Below are 20,807 nucleotides of genomic sequence, written 5' to 3'. Positions count from 1 at the left end.
TCGACACAACTGGTGGCGGTTCCGGCGCCTGCCGGCGCCGGAACCTCAGGTGTTACCAGCGGTAGTGCGCGAAGGCCTTGTTGGACTCGGCCATCTTGTGCGTGTCCTCACGCCGCTTGACGGCGGCGCCGAGGCCGTTGCTCGCGTCCAGCAGCTCGTTCATCAGCCGCTCGACCATGGTCTTCTCGCGCCGGGCCCGGGAGTAGGTCACCAGCCAGCGCAGACCGAGCGTGGTCGCGCGGGACGGCCGGACCTCGACCGGAACCTGGTAGGTGGCGCCACCGACACGGCGGCTGCGCACCTCGAGGGTCGGCTTGACGTTGTCCATCGCGCGCTTGAGCGTGACGACGGGGTCGGTGCCGGACTTCTCGCGGCAGCCCTCCAGGGCGGCGTACACGATGCGCTCGGCGAGCTGACGCTTGCCGCGCAGCAGGATCTTGTTCACCAGCTGGGTGACCAGGGGCGAGTTGTACACCGGGTCAGCGACCAGCGGCTTCCGCGGAGCGGGTCCCTTACGCGGCATGTCAGCTCTTCTCCTTCTTCGCGCCGTAGCGGCTGCGAGCCTGCTTGCGGTTGCGGACACCCTGGGTGTCCAGCGAGCCGCGCACGATCTTGTACCGCACGCCGGGGAGGTCCTTCACACGACCGCCGCGCACGAGCACGATCGAGTGCTCCTGAAGGTTGTGGCCGACGCCCGGGATGTAGGCGGTCACCTCGATCTGGCTGCTGAGCTTGACACGAGCGACCTTGCGCAGCGCCGAGTTCGGCTTCTTCGGGGTGGTGGTGTACACGCGGGTGCACACGCCGCGCCGCTGGGGAGACCCCTTGAGCGCCGGGGTCTTGGTCTTGGTCGTCTTGGCCTGACGGCCCTTTCGGACCAACTGCTGAATGGTGGGCACCGGGTTTCTCCGCTCCCTTCGGCCGCTGCGAGGCGACCGCGCCGTCTGCTCCAGCCGTCCGGATGGGCGGCTCTCCTACATTCCAACCGGGGCCGCCTGACGGCGTCCCAGCACCCGCGGTCGGGCGTGTCGCCCAAGTCACGGTCCCGGTGCCGGCCGCTGGCGCGTCGTACCGGGTTGTTTGGTCTTGATGGTGCGACCGCGCGATTCACCGGCTGACCGGTTCCAGCGCACGCACGCATTGCCCGGGCGAGCCCGGGCACAAGGGGAAAGAGTACCTACCACAGCCGCGCCGGTCAAAACGGATGGGTCGGGAGGACCGCTGCCGCGGTCCGCCGGGCCGGTCTCCGGATCGCCGACGCGCCCATGATGGGCACCTACAGTGACAAGTGTACCGGCTCGTCCGCCGCGCGGCCCGGCGGCCCCGACACAGCCCACCCCCCGGGCACCCGGACATACCGGTCGCGGCAGGTCACCGGCCGCACCGGCCCCACCGGGGACCTCAGGTGATCTGCACCACGAGGGCCAGCCCGAGCCCGACCAGGCTGAACAGCAGCCCCACCCCGCCGCAGGAGAGCCCGGCCACGGCCAGGCCGGCGCCGGTGAACCGCACCGCCGGCGGCGGCGCCGGCCGCCGGATCTGCCGCCGGGCCAGCAGCCCGGCGACCACCGCGCCGACCCCGATCAGCGCGCCGAGCACGGTGAACGCGCCGGCCGCCCAGGCGCCACCGTAGTCCGGCCCGGCGATACCGAAGCAGAAGACCAGAAGAGAAACCAGAATCGCGGCGATCCCCGCGATCAACGAGCCGATGGCGAGCCCCGAGGTGACCGGCGGCACGTCCAGGTGGACCACCCCGAACGGCGTACCCGGCACCGCGTCGACCCGCTTCGGCGGCCGCGGCGCCTCGGCCGGCGGCGGCGGGAACGCCGGCCCCCAGCCCCCGTGGCCGGGCGCGCTTCCCGGCGCCGGCCACCCGCCGCCGTGACCCGGCGCGCTTCCCGGGTACGCCCCGTGCGGGTGATGCGCCGGCGCGGACGCGGAACCCGGCGGATACGGCCCCGGGCGGTTCGGGTCGCCTCCCGGCGCGGCCGGTTCCGTCACGGTTCCTCCTGTCCACACCCGCCCGCCACCCGGCGGACACCGGCCAGGCTACCGTCGCCGGTCACGGCCGGGTGGGCGGGCGCGGGTCCGCTCCCCCGCCCGGTCAGTCGAAGTTCGGCGCGAAGTCGTGGCCGAACGAGCCGTCGGCGTACCGGACCACGCCGATCACCACCGCCGCCACCACCGCCGCCGCGGTCAGCACCAGCCCGGTCCGCGCCATCTGCTCGCCGCGCCGCAGCCAGTCGCCGCCGGTGAGATAACCACCAGATGTGTACGCCTCGCGGCGCGCCTGCCGGGCCAGCGTGAGCGCGATCGTGGCCGGCACCGCGCCGCCGATGAACAGACCGGTGAGCGCGCCGATCAGGCCGAGCGCGAAGACCGCCCGCGCCTTGGTGGAGCGGACCGGCTCCGGGTCGTGCGGATGGCGGTGCGCCTGCGGCACGACGGGCGCCGGCCCGGGCACTGTCGTCATGCCCTCCATCATGCCCCGGATCCGGTTCCCCGGTCCCGGCAAGCCGGCCCGGACGCGACGAGGCCCCCGGCTGCTGCCGGGGGCCTCGTCGTTTCCTACTGCTTAGCGGTACGACCCGAAGTCGAAGTCGTCCAGCGGAACCGCCTGGCCGCTGGCCGGCCCGAAGCCGTAGTCGGTCTCCGGGTAGCCGGTCATCGAGTAGACCTTGGCCTTCGCCTCCTCGGTCGGCTCGACCCGGACGTTGCGGTACTTGCTGATGCCCGTACCGGCCGGGATGAGCTTACCGATGATCACGTTCTCCTTGAGGCCGATCAGCGAGTCGCTGCGGGCGTGGATCGCCGCGTCCGTCAGCACCCGGGTGGTCTCCTGGAAGGAGGCCGCCGACAGCCAGGAGTCGGTGGCCAGCGAGGCCTTGGTGATACCCATCAGCACCGGGCGACCGGCGGCGGGCTCGCCACCCTCGCCGACGAGCCGGCGGTTCTCCGACTCGAACAGCGCCCGGTCGACCAGCACACCCGGCAGGAACTCGGTCGAGCCGGAGTCGATGACCGTCACCCGCTTGAGCATCTGGCGGATGATGATCTCGATGTGCTTGTCGTGGATGAGCACACCCTGCGAGCGGTAGACCTCCTGGACCTCCTGGGTCAGGTGGACCTGGACCGCGCGCGGGCCGAGGATGCGCAGCAGCTCGTGCGGGTCGATGGTGCCCTCGGTGAGCTTCTCGCCGACCTCGACGTGGTCGCCGTCGTGCGCCCGGAGCCGGACCCGCTTCGAGATCTTGTCGTAGACGATCTCGTCGCTGCCGTCGTCCGGGATAACCACGATCTTGCGGGACCGCTCGCCGTCCTCGATCCGGATGCGACCGGGGGTGTCGGCGATGGGCGCCTTACCCTTCGGCACCCGGGCCTCGAAGATCTCCTGGACACGGGGCAGACCTTGGGTGATGTCCTCACCCGCGACACCACCGGTGTGGAAGGTACGCATCGTCAGCTGCGTACCCGGCTCACCGATCGACTGGGCGGCGATGATGCCGACCGCCTCGCCGACGTCCACGGTCTTGCCGGTCGGCAGCGAGCGGCCGTAGCACGCACCGCAGACGCCCAGCTTCGACTCGCAGGTGAGCACGCTGCGCACCCGCACCGTCTCGGTACCGGCGGCGACGATCGCGTCCACCAGGATCGAGTTGATGTCCTGGCCGCGGTGGGCCACCACGGTGCCGTCCGGCCCCTTGATGTCGTCGGCCAGCGTCCGGGCGTGCACGCTGGTCTCGGCGTGCTCGTGCACGACCAGCTTGCCGTCGATGCGCTCGCCGACCTGCATCGGGATGGCGCGGTCGGTGCCGCAGTCCTCCTCGCGGATGATGACGTCCTGCGAGACGTCCACCAGACGCCGGGTCAGGTAACCCGAGTCGGCGGTACGCAGGGCGGTGTCCGCGAGACCCTTACGGGCACCGTGCGTGGAGATGAAGTACTCCAGCACGGACAGACCCTCCCGGTAGCTGGCCTTGATCGGCCGCGGGATGATCTCACCCTTCGGGTTGGCCACCAGACCACGGATCGCCGCGATCTGCCGGAGCTGGAGCAGGTTACCGCGGGCGCCCGAGTTGATCATCTTCCACAGCGGGTTCTCCTGCGGCAGCGCGGTGTCCATCTCCTTGGCGACCTCGTTGGTCGCCTTGGTCCAGATCTCGATGAGCTCGCCGCGACGCTCCTCGGCGGTCATCAGACCACGCTGGTACTGCTTGTCGATCCGGTCGGCTTCCTTCTCGTACCGCTCCAGGATCTCCCGCTTGCGCGGCGGAGCGATGACGTCCTCCATGCCGATGGTGACGCCGGACCAGGTGGCCCAGTGGAAACCGGCCTCCTTGAGCCCGTCCAGGGTGGCCGCCAGGGCCACCTTCGGGAAGCGCTCGGCGAGGTCGTTGACGATCGCGGAGAGCTGGCCCTTGCGGATCTCGTAGTTCACGAAGCGGTAGCCCGGGGGCAGCGTCTCGTTGAACAGGACCCGGCCCAGCGTGGTCTCCACGGTCACCGGCTCGCCCTCGGTCCAGCCCTCGGGGGCGGTCCACGGCTCGGCGCCGGCGCCGTTGTCCACACCGACGACGTCGCGCAGCCGGATCCGGACCGGCGCCTGCAGGTGCAGCTCGCCGTTGTCGTACGCCATCCGCGCCTCGGCGTCCGAGCTGAACGCCCGGCCCTCGCCCTTGCCACCCGGAGTGAGGTGGGTGAGGTGGTAGAGACCGATGACCATGTCCTGGGTGGGCATGGTGACCGGCTTGCCGTCGGCCGGCTTGAGGATGTTGTTCGACGACAGCATCAGGATCCGCGCCTCGGCCTGGGCCTCGGCGGACAGCGGCACGTGGACCGCCATCTGGTCACCGTCGAAGTCGGCGTTGAACGCGGTGCAGACCAGCGGGTGGATCTGGATGGCCTTGCCCTCGACCAGCTGCGGCTCGAAGGCCTGGATGCCCAGACGGTGCAGGGTCGGCGCGCGGTTCAGCAGCACCGGGTGCTCGCCGATGACCTCTTCCAGCACGTCCCACACGACCGGCCGCTGCCGCTCGACCATCCGCTTGGCGGACTTGATGTTCTGCGCGTGGTTGAGGTCGACCAGCCGCTTCATCACGAACGGCTTGAACAGCTCCAGCGCCATCTGCTTGGGCAGGCCGCACTGGTGCAGCTTGAGCTTCGGGCCGACCACGATGACCGAACGGCCGGAGTAGTCGACGCGCTTGCCGAGCAGGTTCTGGCGGAACCGGCCCTGCTTGCCCTTGAGCATGTCGGACAGCGACTTCAGCGGCCGGTTACCGGGGCCGGTGACCGGACGACCACGACGGCCGTTGTCGAACAGCGCGTCGACGGCCTCCTGGAGCATCCGCTTCTCGTTGTTGACGATGATCTCGGGCGCGCCGAGGTCGATCAGCCGCTTGAGGCGGTTGTTCCGGTTGATCACACGCCGGTACAGGTCGTTCAGGTCGGAGGTCGCGAAACGGCCACCGTCGAGCTGCACCATCGGGCGCAGGTCCGGCGGGATGACCGGGACGCAGTCCAGCACCATGCCGAGCGGCGAGTTCCGGGTGTTCTGGAACGCCGCGACGACCTTGAGCCGCTTGAGCGCCCGGATCTTCCGCTGGCCCTTGCCGGAGCGGATGGTCTCGCGCAGGTTCTCCGCCTCGGCCTCCAGGTCCATGTTCTGGACCAGGGCCTTGATCGCCTCGGCGCCCATGCTGCCGGTGAAGTACTCACCGAAGCGGTCGCGCAGCTCGCGGTAGAGCAGCTCGTCGGTGACCAGCTGCTTCGGCTCCAGCTTGCGGAAGGTGTCGAGGACCTCGTCGAGGCGGTCGATCTCGCGCTGGGCCCGGTCGCGGATCTGGCGCATCTCGCGCTCTCCGCCCTCCTTGACCTTGCGCCGGACGTCCGCCTTCGCGCCCTCGGCCTCCAGCTCGGCCAGGTCGGCCTCCAGCTTGGCGGCCCGCTTCTCGATCTCCGAGTCGCGGCTGTTCTCCGCCTGCCGCTTCTCGGCCAGGATCTCGTTCTCGATGGTCGAGAGGTCGCGGTGACGCGCTTCGGCGTCCACGCTCGTCACGACGTACGAGGCGAAGTAGATGATCTTTTCGAGGTCCTTCGGGGCGAGGTCCAGCAGGTAGCCCAGCCGGCTCGGCACGCCCTTGAAGTACCAGATGTGGGTCACCGGAGCGGCCAGCTCGATGTGACCCATCCGCTCCCGGCGAACCTTGGAGCGGGTCACCTCGACGCCGCAGCGCTCGCAGATGATGCCCTTGAAGCGGACCCGCTTGTACTTACCGCAGTAGCACTCCCAGTCCCGCTGAGGACCGAAGATCTTCTCGCAGAAGAGCCCGTCCTTCTCCGGCTTGAGGGTGCGGTAGTTGATGGTCTCGGGCTTCTTGACCTCGCCGTGGGACCACTGACGGATGTCGTCAGCGGTGGCGAGGCCGATGCGCAGCTCGTCGAAGAAGTTGACGTCGAGCACTATGTCCCCTATGTCGTCGTCTTTACAGCTAGATCATGGGCGGGGTCGGGGGCCGGCCGGCCCGCGTCGGGATCAAGCCTGACCGCCCAGAGCGGGCCGGTCGGCCCCCGACCTCACCACTTACACCTCTTCGACCGAGCTCGGCTCGCGCCGGGACAGGTCGATGCCCAGCTCCTCCGCCGCCCGGAACACCTCGTCGTCGGTCTCGCGCATCTCCAGGGCCACACCGTCGCTGGAGAGCACCTCGACGTTGAGGCACAGCGACTGCAGCTCCTTGAGCAGCACCTTGAACGACTCCGGGATGCCCGGCTCGGGGATGTTCTCGCCCTTGACGATCGCCTCGTAGACCTTGACCCGGCCCAGGACGTCGTCGGACTTGATGGTCAGCAGCTCCTGCAGGGCGTAGGCGGCGCCGTACGCCTGCATGGCCCAGCACTCCATCTCACCGAAGCGCTGGCCACCGAACTGCGCCTTACCACCCAGCGGCTGCTGCGTGATCATCGAGTACGGACCGGTCGACCGGGCGTGGATCTTGTCGTCGACCAGGTGGTTGAGCTTCAGGATGTAGACGTAGCCGACCGCGATCGGGTCGGGCAGCGGCTCGCCGGAACGACCGTCGAACAGCTGCGCCTTGCCGCTGCCCCCGATGAGCTGGTTGCCGTCCCGGTTGGGCAGGGTCGACGCCAGCAGACCGGAGATCTCCTCCTCGCGGGCACCGTCGAAGACCGGCGTGGCCACGTTGGTGTCCGGCTCGGACTCGTGCGCGTTGATCGAGCGGAGCTGGCGCTTCCACTCCTCGTCGTCGCCGTCCACGCTCCAGCCGGTCTTGGCCACCCACCCGAGGTGGGTCTCCAGGACCTGGCCGATGTTCATCCGGGACGGCACACCGAGCGGGTTCAGCACGATGTCGACCGGGGTCCCGTCCTCCAGGAACGGCATGTCCTCGATCGGCAGGATCTTGGAGATGACGCCCTTGTTGCCGTGGCGGCCCGCGAGCTTGTCACCGTCCTGGATCTTGCGCTTCTGGGCCACGTAGACCCGGACCAGCTCGTTCACGCCCGGGGGCAGCTCGTCGCCGTCCTCGCGGGAGAAGGTACGCACACCGATGACCGTGCCGGTCTCGCCGTGCGGCACCTTCAGCGAGGTGTCCCGGACCTCGCGCGCCTTCTCGCCGAAGATCGCGCGGAGCAGCCGCTCCTCGGGGGTCAGCTCGGTCTCACCCTTCGGGGTGACCTTGCCGACCAGGATGTCGCCGGGGACGACCTCGGCGCCGATCCGGATGATGCCGCGCTCGTCGAGGTCGGCGAGCATCTCCTCGCTGACGTTCGGGATGTCGCGGGTGATCTCCTCCGGGCCGAGCTTGGTGTCCCGGGCGTCGACCTCGTGCTCCTCGATGTGGATCGAGGTGAGCACGTCCTGCTGCACGAGGCGCTGCGACAGGATGATCGCGTCCTCGTAGTTGTGGCCCTCCCAGCACATGAACGCCACCAGCAGGTTGCGTCCGAGCGCCATCTCGCCCTCGTCGGTGCACGGACCGTCGGCGATGACCTGACCGGCCTCGACGCGGTCGCCCTCGAAGACGACCGGCTTCTGGTTGACGCAGGAGCCGGCGTTGGAGCGGCGGAACTTGTGCAGCAGGTACGTCCGGCGGTGGCCGTCGTCCTGGTGGACCGTGATGTAGTCCGCGCAGAGGTCCTCGACCACACCGCCGACCTCGGCGACGACCACGTCACCGGCGTCGACCGCGGCGCGGTACTCCATGCCCGTACCGACGAGCGGGGCCTCGGCCTTGACCAGCGGCACCGCCTGACGCTGCATGTTCGCGCCCATGAGCGCGCGGTTGGCGTCGTCGTGCTCCAGGAACGGGATCATCGCGGTGGCGACCGAGGTCATCTGCCGCGGCGACACGTCCATGTAGTCCACGGCGCCCGGCGCGACGTCCTCGGTCTCGCCGCCCTTACGGCGGACCAGGACGCGGTCCTCGGCGAAGGTGCCGTCCGACTTCAGCGGGGCGTTGGCCTGCGCCTTGACGAACCGGTCCTCCTCGTCCGCGGTCAGGTAGTCGATCTGGTCGGTGACCCGGCCGTCGATGACCTTCCGGTACGGCGTCTCGATGAAGCCGAACGGGTTGACCCGGGCGAACGTGGAGAGCGCGCCGATCAGGCCGATGTTCGGGCCTTCCGGCGTCTCGATCGGGCACATCCGGCCGTAGTGGGACGGGTGCACGTCCCGGACCTCGAAGCCGGCCCGCTCACGGGACAGACCACCAGGGCCGAGCGCGCTCAGCCGGCGCCGGTGGGTCAGGCCCGCCAGCGGGTTGGTCTGGTCCATGAACTGGGACAGCTGCGACGTGCCGAAGAACTCCTTGATCGCCGCCACCACCGGGCGGATGTTGATCAGGGTCTGCGGCGTGATCGCCTCGACGTCCTGGGTGGTCATCCGCTCGCGGACGACCCGCTCCATCCGGGAGAGACCCACCCGGACCTGGTTCTGGATCAGCTCGCCCACGGTACGCAGGCGACGGTTGCCGAAGTGGTCGATGTCGTCGGCCTCGTAGCCCTCCTCACCGGCGTGCAGCCGGCAGAGGTATTCCACGGTGGCGACGATGTCGTCCTCGGTGAGCGTGCCGGTGGTGATCGGCACGTCCAGCTCGAGCTTCTTGTTGAACTTGTAGCGCCCGACCTTGGCGACGTCGTACCGCTTCGGGTTGAAGAAGAGGTTGTCGAGCAAGGTCTGGGCGTTCTCACGGGTCGGCGGCTCGCCGGGGCGGAGCTTCCGGTAGATGTCGAGCAGGGCCTCGTCCTGGCCGGCGATGTGGTCCTTCTCGAGCGTGGTCATCATGAGCTCGGACCAGCCGAACTTCTCACGGATGCGCTCGGCGGACCACCCGATGGCCTTGAGCAGGACGGTGACGGCCTGGCGGCGCTTGCGGTCGATGCGAACGCCGACCGTGTCGCGCTTGTCGATGTCGAACTCCAGCCAGGCACCCCGGCTCGGGATGACCTTGACGCTGGAGAGGTCGCGGTCGGAGGTCTTGTCCGGCTGCTTGTCGAAGTACACGCCCGGCGAGCGGACGAGCTGGCTGACCACGACGCGCTCGGTGCCGTTGATGATGAAGGTGCCCTTCGGCGTCATCATCGGGAAGTCACCCATGAACACGGTCTGGCTCTTGATCTCGCCAGTGGTGTTGTTGGTGAACTCCGCGGTCACGAACAGCGGCGCGCAGTAGGTGAGGTCCTTCTCCTTGCACTCCTCGATCGAGGCCTTGACCTCGTCGAAGCGCGGAGCCGAGAAGGAGAGCGACATGGTGCCGGAGAAGTCCTCAATGGGACTGATCTCGTCGAGGATCTCCGCGAGACCCGAGCGTGCGTGCGGGTCGTCCGCCGACCGGCCCTGCCAAGCCTCGTTGCCGACGAGCCAGTCGAAGGACTCGTTCTGGATGGCGAGGAGGTTGGGGACCTCGAGGTGTTCGGTGATCCGACCGAAAGAAACTCGGCGGGGCGCGAATGCGCTCGACGTACGACTGGTCTTCGCAGGGCGGGAAGCTGCCAAGATGCGTCCTTCCGAGGACCGGTGCTGCAGAACGGCTGGTACGCGTGCACTCCAATGACCCCACCAGAATTATCCGTAAACGGACATTTCCGAGCAGGGGTCAAGTCGGAAGGCAGCGCAAACTAGCAGTGTAGCCGAGAGGCTAACCGCTGTCCAGCCCACCCCGCAGGTCGTCGCGGAACAAGCCCTGGGACCTCGGAAAACCGGGTCGTCCGGGCCGCTCGGAACGCGACGCTCCTGCCGGTCCGCTCGGGTGCCGCGGCGGCGGTGCTGCCGTTGCCATTACCCGAGTGGCGGCCGTTGCAAGCGCGGAAAGTCTTGCTGATGTCAGCGTGCCTGGCAGGCCGGTGCCGCGTCAAGGGCCGGTTACCGGTCGGGGTGTCTTTCCCACCGACGGGCTACCGACAGACGCCACTGACCAGCCGGCACACGGGCCGTCGTACGCCCTGCTCACACCGCTGCCGTCCGGGACCACCAACACGGCGGGCGGCGATCCGATTCCGGATCACCGCCCGCCGCGACGCGGTGTGCCCCGGCTCACGTGAGCCGGACGCGCGTCAGGTGGAGCAAGGTCACTTCATGGTGACCTTGGCGCCCTCGCCCTCGAGCTTGGCCTTGGCCTTCTCGGCGGTCTCCTTGTTGACCTTCTCCAGGACGGCCTTCGGCGCGGCCTCGACCAGGTCCTTGGCCTCCTTGAGGCCCAGGCCGGTCAGCTCACGCACGACCTTGATGACCTGGATCTTCTTGCCACCGTCGGCGTCGAGGATGACGTCGAACTCGTCCTTCTCCTCCTCGGCCGGGGCAGCAGCGCCGCCGGCGGCCGGGGCGCCCGCGGCCACGGCGACCGGAGCGGCGGCGGTGACCTCGAAGGTCTCCTCGAACTGCTTCACGAACTCGGAGAGCTCGATCAGCGTCATCTCCTTGAACGCGTCGAGCAGCTCGTCGGTGCTGAGCTTCGCCATGTCTGGCGTCCTTTCTCGCAATGAAAACTAAGAACGTGGTGCGCCGGGAGGGCCTCAGGCCGCCTCGGCGCCCTCCTGCTCGCGCTTCTTGTCCGCCAGGGCGGCCGCCGCGCGGGCGGCCTTGGAGAGCGGCGCCTGGAACAGGGCCGCGGCCTTGCTCAGGTTGCCCTTCATCGCGCCGGCCAGCTTGGCCAGCAGCACCTCGCGGGACTCCAGGTCGGCGAGCTTCGTGACCTCGGCCGCGGAAATGGCCTTGCCCTCGAAGACACCGCCCTTGATGACGAGCTTCGGGTTGGCCTTCGCGAAGTCGCGAAGCCCCTTCGCCGCCTCGACGACGTCGCCCGAAACGAAAGTCAGCGCGGTAGGACCGGAGAACAGCTCGTCGAGGCCGGAGATGCCCGCATCGGCCGCGGCACGCTTGGCAAGCGTGTTCTTCGCGACCGTGTAGCTGGTCTCCTTGCCGAGCGAGCGCCGCAGCTGGGTGAGCTGCGAAACCGTGAGCCCGCGGTACTCGGTGAGCACGGTCGCCCCCGCGTTGCGGAAGCTCTCGGTCAGCTCGGCGACGGCCGTGGCCTTGTCGGCCCGGATCGGCTTGTCCGCCATGTCCCTCCTCTCTCGTTGCTCGGAGCTGGTACGCCGGCGACGAGCCAAGGCTCGACGGCGGCGGCGGAGGCATCACGACAACGAAAAAGCCCCGGCGCAGGGCGCACGGGGCGAGGGCCGGCGGCACGGGCACAGTCGGCGGACCATGCATGACACCGATTTCGCTTACCGCCCTGCGCGGGTCGCCCGTCGTCGCGGGACCTTCGACCGTGCCGGGGCACGGTGACCAGCGGTCTTTGGGTGGAACTACCGCACCAGGTTACGCGACCGGGACCGCAGCGCCAAATCGCGCCCCGGTGCTCCCGGTCACCGCGCCTCAGGCCCGGGTGCGGCGGGCCCAGGCGTAGCCGCTGAGCGCCACCGCCGCCCAGAGCGCCGCCCAGCCGGTGAGCAGCAGGCCGGCACCGGTGGCGACCGGCCCGGTGACCTCCGCGCGGTCGCCATGACCGGTGGGGCCAGCCACGGCGCGACCGAGCCAAAAGTCAGCACCACCACCCCGACCGCGCCGGTCACCAGCACCGCCACCCCGTAGCCGGCGCTGCTCACGCCCGGCTGGCCAGCGCGCCGAGCGCCACCGCCGCGGGCAGGCGAGCAGGTGCGCCCAGAGCCCGAGCGCCACCCCCACGAGCACCGGCCGCTCCCCCGGCGCGACGGCCGCGGTCACCCCGCCGAGCGGCCACGGCAGCGCCAGCGCGACCACCACCACGGCGAGCCCGGCCACCAGCGCGGCGAGCAGCCCGGCCGCCCACTCCCGGCCCGGCCCGACCACCACCCGGGCCAGCCGGCGCTGCACGTCGGGCTCGACGTCCAGCAGGATCTTGGTCTGCCAGGCCAGCACCGGGAACAGGACCACGGCGGAGACGCCGTAGGCCTCCGCCGGGCGGGCCCGGCCGCCGCCGTGGAGGACGCCCAGGACGAGCAGGCCGGCCAGCACCGGCGCCAGCGCCCGTCCGGTACGCAGGAAGCCGGCCAGCCGCAGCCGGACCAGCGCGATCACCGGGCCACCTCCGGCGCCGGCCCGGGGCGGCCCGAGTCCCCGGCCCCGGCGTCAACGTGGCCCACCGGGCCGGATAGCGCGTCCGCATCCGGGCAGTCGTCATCGGCGGACGGGCCGACGGAGGCCGGCACCGGGTGCGTGGCCGGAGGCGGGACGGCGTGGTCGCGTACCCGAAGGATCTGGTGGCCGTCGGCGCGCAGGCGGGCGACGGCGGCGGCCAGCCCGGCGGCCGGCACCGCCAGCTCGACCACGGCGACGGCAGCGCCGCCCGACGGGGCCTGCTCGGTCACCGTGCCGTCGGTGACCGACCAGTGCCGGGCACCGGGCAGCCGGACGGTCTCGCCCCGGTGGTCGCTCACGAGTACGGCGCCACCGGCGGCCAGCACGTCACCGATGATCTCGGGGACCGCCTCGCGGGCGGCGGCGTCCAGCCCCTCCCACGGCTCGTCGAGCACCAGCAGGCCGGGCGGGCGCAGCAGCGCCTGCGCCAGGCCGACCTTCTGCGCGGTGCCCTTGGACAGCCGGGGCAGACGGACGTCGTGGAACCGGGCCAGGCCGAGGCGCTCGACCCAGTGGCGCACCGCCCGGTCGGCGGCGGGACCGGGCAGGCCGGCGACGCGGCCCATGGCGGTCAGGTAGGCCCCGACGGTGAACGGCTGGTCGGCGGGGAAGCGCTCCGGCACCCAGCCGACCACCGGCGGCCGGTCGGCGACGCGGCCCCGGGACGGACGCAGCACCCCGGCGGTGAGCTGCAGCAACGTGGACTTTCCGGCCCCGTTGCGGCCGAGCACCACGGCGACCTCACCCGGGCCGACGGCGACGTCGACCTGCCGCAGGACCCAGGGGCCGTGCCGGTGGTAGCGGAACCACACGCCGTCGAGCCGCATGCGCCGAGACTGCCACACCGGACAGACGAACGGGGCCCCGCCACGACCTGGTGGCGGAGCCCCGTCCGGGACGTGCTGGTTGCTCAGGCCTCGGTCGAGGCCTCCTGCAGGTTCTTCACGACCTTCGGGTCGACCGGGACGCCCGGGCCCATGGTGGTGGTGAGGGTGATCTTCTTGAGGTACGTGCCCTTGGCCGCGGACGGCTTGGCGCGCAGCACCTCGTCCAGCACCGCGGCGTAGTTGTCGACCAGCTGGGCCTCGGAGAAGGAGGCCTTGCCGATGATCAGGTGCAGGTTGGAGTGCTTGTCCACCCGGAAGGTGATCTTACCGCCCTTGATGTCCGAGACGGCCTTGGTGACGTCCATGGTCACGGTGCCGGTCTTCGGGTTCGGCATCAGACCGCGCGGGCCCAGGATCCGCGCGATCCGGCCGATCTTGGCCATCTGGTCGGGCGTGGCGATCGCCGCGTCGAAGTCCAGCCAACCGCCCTGGATGCGGGCGACCAGCTCGTCGGTGCCCACCTCGTCAGCACCCGCGGCGACGGCCTCCTCGGCCTTCGCGCCGGCGGCGAAGACGATCACGCGGGCGGTCTTACCGGTGCCGTGCGGCAGGTTGACCGTGCCGCGGACCATCTGGTCCGCCTTGCGGGGGTCGACGCCGAGGCGCATCGCGACCTCGACCGTGGCGTCGAACTTGGTGTTGGTGGTGTCCTTGGCCAGCTTGACGGCCTCGACCGGGGTGTAGAGCTTCGACCGGTCGATGACCTCGGCGGCCTTGCGGTAGCTCTTGCTGCGCTGCATTTCTGGTGACTCCTGTGGTCTCTGGCGGGCGCGCGGCGTGCGCGGCCCTCCCACGAACAGAAAGATCGGGTGGAGCGGTGGAGCGAGATCAGTCGGCGACGGTCAGGCCCATCGACCGGGCGGTGCCGGCGATGATCTTCTCGGCCTGGTCGATGTCGTTGGCGTTGAGGTCCGCCATCTTCTTCTCGGCGATCTCGCGCAGCTGGGCGCGGGTGACCGAGCCGACCTTCTCCTTGTGCGGGACGCCCGAGCCCTTCTGCACACCGGCGGCCTTGATCAGCAGCCGGGCGGCGGGCGGGGTCTTCAGCACGAAGGTGAACGTGCGGTCCTCGTAGACGCTGATCTCGGCGGGGACGATGTCGCCCCGCTGGGACTCGGTCTGCGCGTTGTAGGACTTGCAGAACTCCATGATGTTCACGCCGTGCTGGCCGAGCGCGGGGCCGACCGGCGGCGCCGGGGTGGCCTGGCCCGCCGGCAGCTGAAGCGTGAACGTCTTGACGAGCTTCTTCTTCGGAGGCATGTCTCTTCCTGGGGCTTGAAACTGGGATTCTCGCCGGTCCGCGGGCGCGCACGGTCAGCGCGGTGCGGACAGCCGACGTTCTAGGGTAGCGCAGCCGTCGGCCACCCTCCGCGCCGAGGTCGGTGGGTGGCGAAACGGCGCACCGGCGGCCACCCCGGAAGGGGCGGGCCGCCGGTGCCGACGTACGTCAGATCTTGGCGACCTGGTTGAAGTTCAGCTCGACCGGCGTCTCCCGGCCGAAGATCGACACCAGCACCTTGAGCTTCTGCTGGTCGGCGTTGATCTCGCTGATCGTCGCCGGCAGCGACGCGAACGCGCCGTCGGTGACGGTGACCGAGTCGCCGACCTCGAAGTCGAGGACCTTGACCTCGGGCTTGGCCTTCTTCTGCTCGGTCTCGACCGCCGGGGCCAGCCACTTGAGCACCTCGTCGAGGCTCAGCGGCGCCGGCCGGTCGGCCCGGTCGGTCGCGCCGACGAAGCCGGTGACCCCCGGGGTGTTCCGGACGCAGGAGTAGGACTCGGCGGTCAGCTCCATCCGGACCAGGATGTAGCCCGGGAAGACCTTCGCCTGGACCTGCGACCGCTTGCCGTTCTTGACCTCGACCTCTTCCCGGGTCGGCACCTCGACCTGGTAGATGAAGTCCTCCATGTCGAGGGAGGTGATCCGGGTCTCGAGGTTGGTCTTGACCTTGTTCTCGTAGCCGGCGTACGAGTGCACCACGTACCAGTCGCCGGGCGCGTAGCGCAGCTTCTGGCGCAGCTCGGCGACCGGGTCGAAGTCCTCGTCCGGGGCCGGCTCGGTGGTCGGGAACTCCGGCTCGCTGGCGGCCTCGACCGACTCGTTGTTGGCCGCCGTCGCCACCGTGGACTGGTCGTCCGGGGTTCCGGCGGTCTCGTCGTACTCAGGCACGCTCGCTCACTTCCGTCAGTATCGCTGTCCGCAGGTCAGCTCGGCTCGCCGAAGACCCACAGCACCGCCTTGGCGAAGCCGTAGTCCAGGCCGGCCACGATCGCCAGCATCACCGCGACGAAGGTGACCACCACGGCCGTGTAGGTCAGCAGCTCCTTGCGGGTCGGCCAGATGACCTTACGCAGCTCTGCCACGACCTCGCGGAAGAACCGCGCGATGCGGGCGAACAGCCCGATCCGCTCGGTGTCCTTGCGGGTCTTCCGGCCCTCGGCCGGCTCGGCCTGCGCCCGCTTACGGGTCGCGGTGCCGCCCCGGGAGACCGGCTCGTCCGCGTCGGTGGCGTCGTCGTCGGCCACGTCGTCGTCGGCCACGCCGTCGACGGTCGCGTCGTCGTTCAGACGCTCGTCGCCGTCGTCCTCGCCGCGGCGCTTGCTCTTGGCCACTTCGCCCTCCGTGCGGGATATGGGGTCGCACGCCGGGCGGCGTGCGCGGCGTGTTGGTCACGCCGGCCGGACCAACCGTCCCGCGACGGGCCGCGGCCGGCGGACCGGCCGGGAGGGCCCGAGCGCCTCGGAACCACCCCACCGGTGCCACCACCACGGGCCGGACGCCGCCGGTGAGGGCGACGCGACCCACGGAACGGTCAGGCCTGAGGCGCAGGGGTGACAGGACTTGAACCTGCAGCCTGCGGTTTTGGAGACCGCTGCTCTGCCAATTGAGCTACACCCCTGTGCGGCAACTCACCTCCACCCGGACACACTGTGCCGAGCGGGGGTCACTTGCCCCACGGCGGACCAGTGTACGGGTAGTCGTGCGACTTTCCCAACCGGTCTGCCCCTCGCGCGTCGGGCGGACCCTCAGCGCGTCGTGCGGATCAGTGCCCGGGCCTGCGACAGCACCTTCTCGCCCTGGCAGGTGGCGGTGATGTCGAGCCTGGTCAGACCGTCTTCGGTGACCTCCTTGACCACCGCCGACACCTCGATCTCGGTGCCCTCGTCGGTGTCCGGGACGACCACCGGCCGGGTGAACCGGACGCCGAAGTCGACCACCGCGTCCGGCGCGCCGGCCCAGCCGGTCACCGCGCGGCCGACCAGGGCCATGGTGAACATGCCGTGGGCGATGACGCCCGGCAGCCCCACGTCGGTGGCGACGCGGTCGCTCCAGTGGATCCGGTTGAAGTCGCCCGAGGCGCCCGCGTAGCGGACCAGGTCCGCGCGGGTCACCCGGTACGTCTGAGTGGGCAGCTCCATGTCCTCAGGCCTCCCCGCGTACGACGATCTTGGACCAGACGGCGACCACCGGCTCACCGTCCACAGTGCTCACATCGGTGCGGGTGGTCAGGAAGCCGTGCCCGCCCCGGGTGGTGACCTCCTCGATGGTGCTCACGCACACCAGCTCGTCGCCGGCCACCACCGGCCGGGTGTACGCGAACCGCTGGTCGCCGTGCACCACGCGGCTGTAGTCGACGCCGAGCGCCGGATCCTCGACGATCTGCCGGCTCGCCGCCATCGTGACGAGCACCGGGAACGTCGGCGGGGCCACCACGTCGGCGTGGCCGAGCGAACGGGCCGCCTCCGGATCGTGGTGGGCCGGGTCGGTCGCGCCGATGGCGGTGGCGAACTCGCGGATCTTTTCTCGGCCCACCTGGTAGGGGGCGGTCGGCGGGTACGTCCGGCCGACGAAGGACGGGTCCAGGGACATGCCGCCGAACCTACACGGAAAACACGAACGCCGATCCGCCCGGTCGGGCGGCCCGGAGGCCACCCGTCAGGTGGATCGGCGTACGCGAAGCTGGTGCCGACCGGCTGCGCCGGTAGCGATCAGCGGGTCTCGCGGTGAACGGTGTGCTTGCCGTCCCGGGGGCAGAACTTCTTCAGCTCGATGCGGTCCGGGTCGTTACGGCGGTTCTTGCGCGTGATGTAGTTGCGCTCCTTGCACTCCACACACGCCAAAGTGATCTTCGGCCGAACATCGGTCGCCTTCGCCACGGCGGAGTGCCTTCCTCGCTCACGGAACAACTACGGCGTGTCAGCCTACGCGCTGACAACGCGGACATGCAAAGTGGGCGCCTGTGGCGCCCGTCCCACCGACCACCGGGTGTACCCGGAGGACGAGAGTAGCGGTGGCCGGACTTGAACCGGCGACACAGCGATTATGAGCCGCTTGCTCTGCCATCTGAGCTACACCGCCGTGGCGGGTCCAGCCGGACCCTCTGAGCCCCCTTACGGAATCGAACCGTAGACCTTCTCCTTACCATGGAGACGCTCTGCCGACTGAGCTAAGGGGGCCTGCCCGGATCACCCCGGGGGGTGTCGCGCAGGGGAAACAGTACACGACCGCGTCGCCGAGGTGAAATCGGATCCCCCAGGTACGTGTCGGCCCTGCTCAGGGCACCACACGCAGCCGCGGCAGCTCCCCCGTGGCCACCGTCTCCGGGTCGACCTGGGCGCCGAACCAGGCCTCCAGACGCTCGTACGGCAGGGGGCGGCTGAACAGGAAGCCCTGGCCGATCTCGCAGCCGATGTCCTGCAGGAGCTCCAGCATCAGCTCGCTCTCCACGCCCTCGGCCACCACCGCCAGGCCGAACTGCTGGGAGAGCGTCACCACCGCGTTCACGATCGCCAGATCACCCGGATCGGTCGCCATGCCCTGCACGAACGACCGGTCCACCTTCACCTCGTGCACCGGCAGCCGGCGCAGCTGGGCCAGGGACGAGTTGCCGGTGCCGAAGTCGTCCACCGAGAGCCGGACACCGAGGTCACGGAGGCTGCGCAGGGTCGGGATGGGACGTTCCGCGCCGTCCAGCACACCGGCCTCGGTGACCTCCAGGGTCAGCCGCTGCGGCGGTACGCCGTACTCGGCCAGCAGATCGCGTACCAGCGCCGGGAAGTGCTGGTCGGTGAGCGTACGCGCGGCGAGGTTGACCGCGACGGAGAGCGGCTGCTCGCCGTGGCTCCAGTCGCGGCTGCGCCGCAGGCTCTCCCGGAGCACGAACTCGGTGAGCCGGCCGAGCTGGCCGGTGTGCTCGGCCACCGCCACGAAGTCGTCCGGCGAGACCGTGCCGTGCGCCGGGTGCTCCCACCGGGCCAGGCACTCCACGCCCACCAGGCGGCGGTCCCGCAGCGTGACCTTGGGCTGGAAGTAGACCTCCAGCTTGCCCTCGTCCAGCGCCCGTTGCAGGTCGCCGGCGAGGCCGAGCCGGCGCAGCGACCGCGACTCCAGCGCCGGGCTGTAGAGCTGCACGCTGCCCGGGACCGACTTGGCGGCGCTGGCCGCCAGGTCGACGCGCTGCAACAGCGCCACCGCGTCGCTGCCGTGGTCGGGGTGGACCGCCACGCCGACCACCGTGTCCACGTCCACGGTGAGCGCGTCGAAAACCATCTCGTCGCGGATCTGCTCCCGGAGCTGGGCCGCCAGTTCCAGGGCCGCCTCGGTGCTCTCCAGCCGGAGCGTCACCAGGAACTCGTCCCCACCGGCGCGGCCGACCAGCGCCGAGGAGGGCGCGCAGGCGCGCAGCCGCTCGGCCACCTCGACGAGCACCTTGTCCCCGGCGGCGTGGCCGAGCGACTCGTTGACCTGGCGGAGCCGGTCGACGTCGAAGAGGAGCAACGCGACCACCTCGCCCGGCGCGCCGATCTTCACCGCCTCGGCCACCGCCGCGGTCAGCCGTCGCCGGTTGGGCAGCTTGGTGAGCGTGTCGTGGTCGGCGTCGTGCCGCAGCCGGTCGACCAGGCGAGAGTTCTCCAGGGCGACAGCGGCGTGCGCCGCCACCGTCTCCAGGACCGCGACGTCGCGCGCGGTGAAGTGCGAGGGGTCGACCAGCCGGTTGGTCACCTCGAGCGTCCCGATCACCACCCGGCCCGAGCGCAACGGGACGATGATCGTGTCCTTGACGCCCTGTTCGGCCAGGCTGGCCCGGAACTCCGGATCGCTGCACACGCCCCGGCCGACGGTGACCGGGCGGGCCTTCTGCATCGCCCGCTGGCGCAGCTCCACCCCGGTCGGGGCGGTGTCCAGCAGGCCGGGGTCATCGACCCGCGCGGTGAGCAGGGTCTCCGGGTGCCGGCCCTGGGCGGGCAGCCACAACGTCGCGTACTCCGCCTGCATCAGACCCCGGACGCGGCCCAGCAGGGCGTCCGCGAGCGTGCCGTCCTGGCCGCTGGCCGAGATCGCCCGGCTCAGCTCGTACATGCCGCTGAGCGTGCGGTGCTGCTGGAAGAACTCGGTGTACGACCGGTAGACCGCCACCAGCCCCGCGGCCAGCGCGGCCAACGGCACCAGGGACCACCAGGACTGCTCCAGCAGCATCAGCACGATCAGGCCGGCCGACACGTTGATGCCGTTGGTCAGCACGCCCGAACGCAGCGCCCGGAACGTCTCCCGGCCGGCGTGCCACCCGATGAGCAGGGTCTGGACCGCGGCGATCGAGGTGAGGCTCACCAGGATCACCATCGCCACCGCGAGGCAGAGGCCCAGCCACGTGGCGGGGCCCACGCCTTCGGTCGGCGGCAGGATGGTCAGCACCAGGGCGCCGACCGAGGTGCCCGCCGCCGCACGCGCGACGTTGAACCAGAGCTTCGGCGCCGACAACCGGTGACGCAGGTGCGTCACGAGCGAGGACAGCGTGTAGATCAGGACGACGGTGAGCGGCGGCAGGAAGTAGAAGGCGAGCACCAGCGGCAGCTCGGTGAGCGTCATACCGAGTGACTGTCGGCGTATGACCACGCCGACGACCGGCCCGCTGGCGACGATCATCAGCGCCAGGAGCAGCACCGCCGGAAGCCACCCGCCGATGGGTGGCTTCGCGATCAATCCGGTGACCGTCGAACAAGCCACCGCTACCAGGGCGAGCGGCGCGGTGATTATCCAGGCGTCCTCGGAGGGTCTGCGCCTCGGGTTGTCTCGCCCGCTCATCCCACTCCCTGTCCGGTGGGTCCCACTCCCGGTCCGGCGGGCAGGACCCACCGGCTTCCGCCCCCGTGGAGGTCAGCCCGGGTCGCTGTCAGACCCAGACGTAGTCGAGGAGGCGGAGGTCGCCCAGGCCGGACTTTGCACTGATTACCGAAACGCCCAAGGCGGCGGAAACGAGGAGGAGCGAGCCAAACAGCCGGCC

General features: G+C 70.4%; 18 protein-coding genes and 3 tRNA genes. All 21 read right to left on the bottom strand.

Annotated features, from left to right (window positions below):
- Positions 1 to 52 precede the first annotated feature (52 nt).
- On the bottom strand, positions 53 to 523 hold the full coding sequence (rpsG, locus tag MCBG_RS23350) for a 30S ribosomal protein S7 (protein ID WP_013288637.1): 471 nt from the start codon (positions 521 to 523) through the stop codon (positions 53 to 55).
- Position 524: 1 nt separating this feature from the next.
- On the bottom strand, positions 525 to 899 hold the full coding sequence (gene rpsL / locus MCBG_RS23345; RefSeq protein WP_007465318.1) for a 30S ribosomal protein S12: 375 nt from the start codon (positions 897 to 899) through the stop codon (positions 525 to 527).
- A gap of 502 nt (positions 900 to 1,401) precedes the next feature.
- On the bottom strand, positions 1,402 to 1,773 hold the full coding sequence (locus MCBG_RS33180; RefSeq protein WP_176722859.1) for a hypothetical protein: 372 nt from the start codon (positions 1,771 to 1,773) through the stop codon (positions 1,402 to 1,404).
- Between the two features lie 331 nt (positions 1,774 to 2,104).
- On the bottom strand, positions 2,105 to 2,473 hold the full coding sequence (locus MCBG_RS23335; RefSeq protein WP_030501612.1) for a hypothetical protein: 369 nt from the start codon (positions 2,471 to 2,473) through the stop codon (positions 2,105 to 2,107).
- 102 nt (positions 2,474 to 2,575) lie between these two features.
- Positions 2,576 to 6,463 carry a DNA-directed RNA polymerase subunit beta' gene (locus MCBG_RS23330; RefSeq protein ID WP_043328234.1) on the bottom strand — a complete coding sequence of 1,296 codons (3,888 nt, stop codon included), beginning with the start codon at positions 6,461 to 6,463 and terminating at the stop codon, positions 2,576 to 2,578.
- Positions 6,464 to 6,583: 120 nt separating this feature from the next.
- The gene (locus tag MCBG_RS23325) at positions 6,584 to 10,015 is read right to left on the bottom strand and encodes a DNA-directed RNA polymerase subunit beta (RefSeq protein ID WP_030501613.1); all 3,432 of its coding nucleotides are present in this window, start codon (positions 10,013 to 10,015) and stop codon (positions 6,584 to 6,586) included.
- A gap of 572 nt (positions 10,016 to 10,587) precedes the next feature.
- Complete coding sequence (gene rplL / locus MCBG_RS23320) at positions 10,588 to 10,977, bottom strand: 50S ribosomal protein L7/L12 (protein ID WP_043328232.1); 390 nt, start codon at positions 10,975 to 10,977, stop codon at positions 10,588 to 10,590.
- 54 nt (positions 10,978 to 11,031) lie between these two features.
- Entirely contained in the window at positions 11,032 to 11,580 is a 549-nt protein-coding gene (gene rplJ, locus MCBG_RS23315; RefSeq protein ID WP_013288643.1) for a 50S ribosomal protein L10, read from the bottom strand.
- Between the two features lie 316 nt (positions 11,581 to 11,896).
- On the bottom strand, positions 11,897 to 12,577 hold the full coding sequence (locus tag MCBG_RS31270; protein WP_223201307.1) for a hypothetical protein: 681 nt from the start codon (positions 12,575 to 12,577) through the stop codon (positions 11,897 to 11,899).
- Positions 12,574 to 13,464 (bottom strand): ATP-binding cassette domain-containing protein, encoded by an 891-nt coding sequence (locus MCBG_RS23305; RefSeq protein WP_043328230.1) that lies wholly within the window; start codon positions 13,462 to 13,464, stop codon positions 12,574 to 12,576. The genes MCBG_RS31270 and MCBG_RS23305 overlap by 4 nt, the downstream gene beginning before the upstream one ends.
- 83 nt (positions 13,465 to 13,547) lie before the next feature.
- Positions 13,548 to 14,264: a 50S ribosomal protein L1 gene (rplA, locus tag MCBG_RS23300; protein ID WP_030501617.1), complete on the bottom strand. Its 717-nt coding sequence runs from the start codon at positions 14,262 to 14,264 to the stop codon at positions 13,548 to 13,550.
- Between the two features lie 88 nt (positions 14,265 to 14,352).
- The gene (gene rplK, locus MCBG_RS23295) at positions 14,353 to 14,784 is read right to left on the bottom strand and encodes a 50S ribosomal protein L11 (protein WP_013288647.1); all 432 of its coding nucleotides are present in this window, start codon (positions 14,782 to 14,784) and stop codon (positions 14,353 to 14,355) included.
- A gap of 187 nt (positions 14,785 to 14,971) precedes the next feature.
- Entirely contained in the window at positions 14,972 to 15,694 is a 723-nt protein-coding gene (gene nusG / locus MCBG_RS23290; protein ID WP_030501618.1) for a transcription termination/antitermination protein NusG, read from the bottom strand.
- A 35-nt stretch (positions 15,695 to 15,729) separates the two neighbouring features.
- Complete coding sequence (gene secE, locus MCBG_RS23285; protein ID WP_030501619.1) at positions 15,730 to 16,137, bottom strand: preprotein translocase subunit SecE; 408 nt, start codon at positions 16,135 to 16,137, stop codon at positions 15,730 to 15,732.
- 214 nt (positions 16,138 to 16,351) lie between these two features.
- Positions 16,352 to 16,424 (bottom strand) — tRNA-Trp (locus tag MCBG_RS23280).
- 127 nt (positions 16,425 to 16,551) lie between these two features.
- Positions 16,552 to 16,944 (bottom strand): MaoC family dehydratase, encoded by a 393-nt coding sequence (locus MCBG_RS23275; RefSeq protein ID WP_030501620.1) that lies wholly within the window; start codon positions 16,942 to 16,944, stop codon positions 16,552 to 16,554.
- A 4-nt stretch (positions 16,945 to 16,948) separates the two neighbouring features.
- Positions 16,949 to 17,395 (bottom strand): MaoC family dehydratase N-terminal domain-containing protein, encoded by a 447-nt coding sequence (locus tag MCBG_RS23270; protein ID WP_030501621.1) that lies wholly within the window; start codon positions 17,393 to 17,395, stop codon positions 16,949 to 16,951.
- Positions 17,396 to 17,514: 119 nt separating this feature from the next.
- Complete coding sequence (gene rpmG / locus MCBG_RS23265) at positions 17,515 to 17,682, bottom strand: 50S ribosomal protein L33 (protein WP_013288652.1); 168 nt, start codon at positions 17,680 to 17,682, stop codon at positions 17,515 to 17,517.
- Positions 17,683 to 17,811: 129 nt separating this feature from the next.
- Positions 17,812 to 17,884, bottom strand: a tRNA-Met gene (locus tag MCBG_RS23260).
- Between the two features lie 25 nt (positions 17,885 to 17,909).
- Positions 17,910 to 17,982: transfer RNA gene (locus tag MCBG_RS23255), tRNA-Thr, on the bottom strand.
- Between the two features lie 97 nt (positions 17,983 to 18,079).
- Entirely contained in the window at positions 18,080 to 20,608 is a 2,529-nt protein-coding gene (locus MCBG_RS23250) for a putative bifunctional diguanylate cyclase/phosphodiesterase (protein ID WP_030501622.1), read from the bottom strand.
- Positions 20,609 to 20,807 lie beyond the last annotated feature (199 nt).

It is taken from the genome of Micromonospora sp. M42 (assembly GCF_000568915.1).
GTDB classification, from domain to species: Bacteria; Actinomycetota; Actinomycetes; order Mycobacteriales; family Micromonosporaceae; genus Micromonospora; species Micromonospora chalcea.
Note: the sequence above shows the minus strand (reverse complement) of the source record. Positions and strands in the feature narration are given on the sequence as shown.

Excerpts from the sequence above, each read along its gene's own strand:
- rplA (WP_030501617.1), bottom strand. The coding sequence starts at position 14,264 with ATGCAGCGCAGCAAGAGCTACCGCAAGGCCGCCGAGGTCATCGACCGG.
- rpsG (WP_013288637.1), bottom strand. The coding sequence starts at position 523 with ATGCCGCGTAAGGGACCCGCTCCGCGGAAGCCGCTGGTCGCTGACCCG.
- rplL (WP_043328232.1), bottom strand. The coding sequence starts at position 10,977 with ATGGCGAAGCTCAGCACCGACGAGCTGCTCGACGCGTTCAAGGAGATG.
- MCBG_RS23335 (WP_030501612.1), bottom strand. The coding sequence starts at position 2,473 with ATGACGACAGTGCCCGGGCCGGCGCCCGTCGTGCCGCAGGCGCACCGC.
- MCBG_RS23250 (WP_030501622.1), bottom strand. The coding sequence starts at position 20,608 with ATGAGCGGGCGAGACAACCCGAGGCGCAGACCCTCCGAGGACGCCTGG.
- rplK (WP_013288647.1), bottom strand. The coding sequence starts at position 14,784 with ATGCCTCCGAAGAAGAAGCTCGTCAAGACGTTCACGCTTCAGCTGCCG.
- rplJ (WP_013288643.1), bottom strand. The coding sequence starts at position 11,580 with ATGGCGGACAAGCCGATCCGGGCCGACAAGGCCACGGCCGTCGCCGAG.
- MCBG_RS23270 (WP_030501621.1), bottom strand. The coding sequence starts at position 17,395 with ATGTCCCTGGACCCGTCCTTCGTCGGCCGGACGTACCCGCCGACCGCC.
- MCBG_RS23275 (WP_030501620.1), bottom strand. The coding sequence starts at position 16,944 with ATGGAGCTGCCCACTCAGACGTACCGGGTGACCCGCGCGGACCTGGTC.
- MCBG_RS23305 (WP_043328230.1), bottom strand. The coding sequence starts at position 13,464 with ATGCGGCTCGACGGCGTGTGGTTCCGCTACCACCGGCACGGCCCCTGG.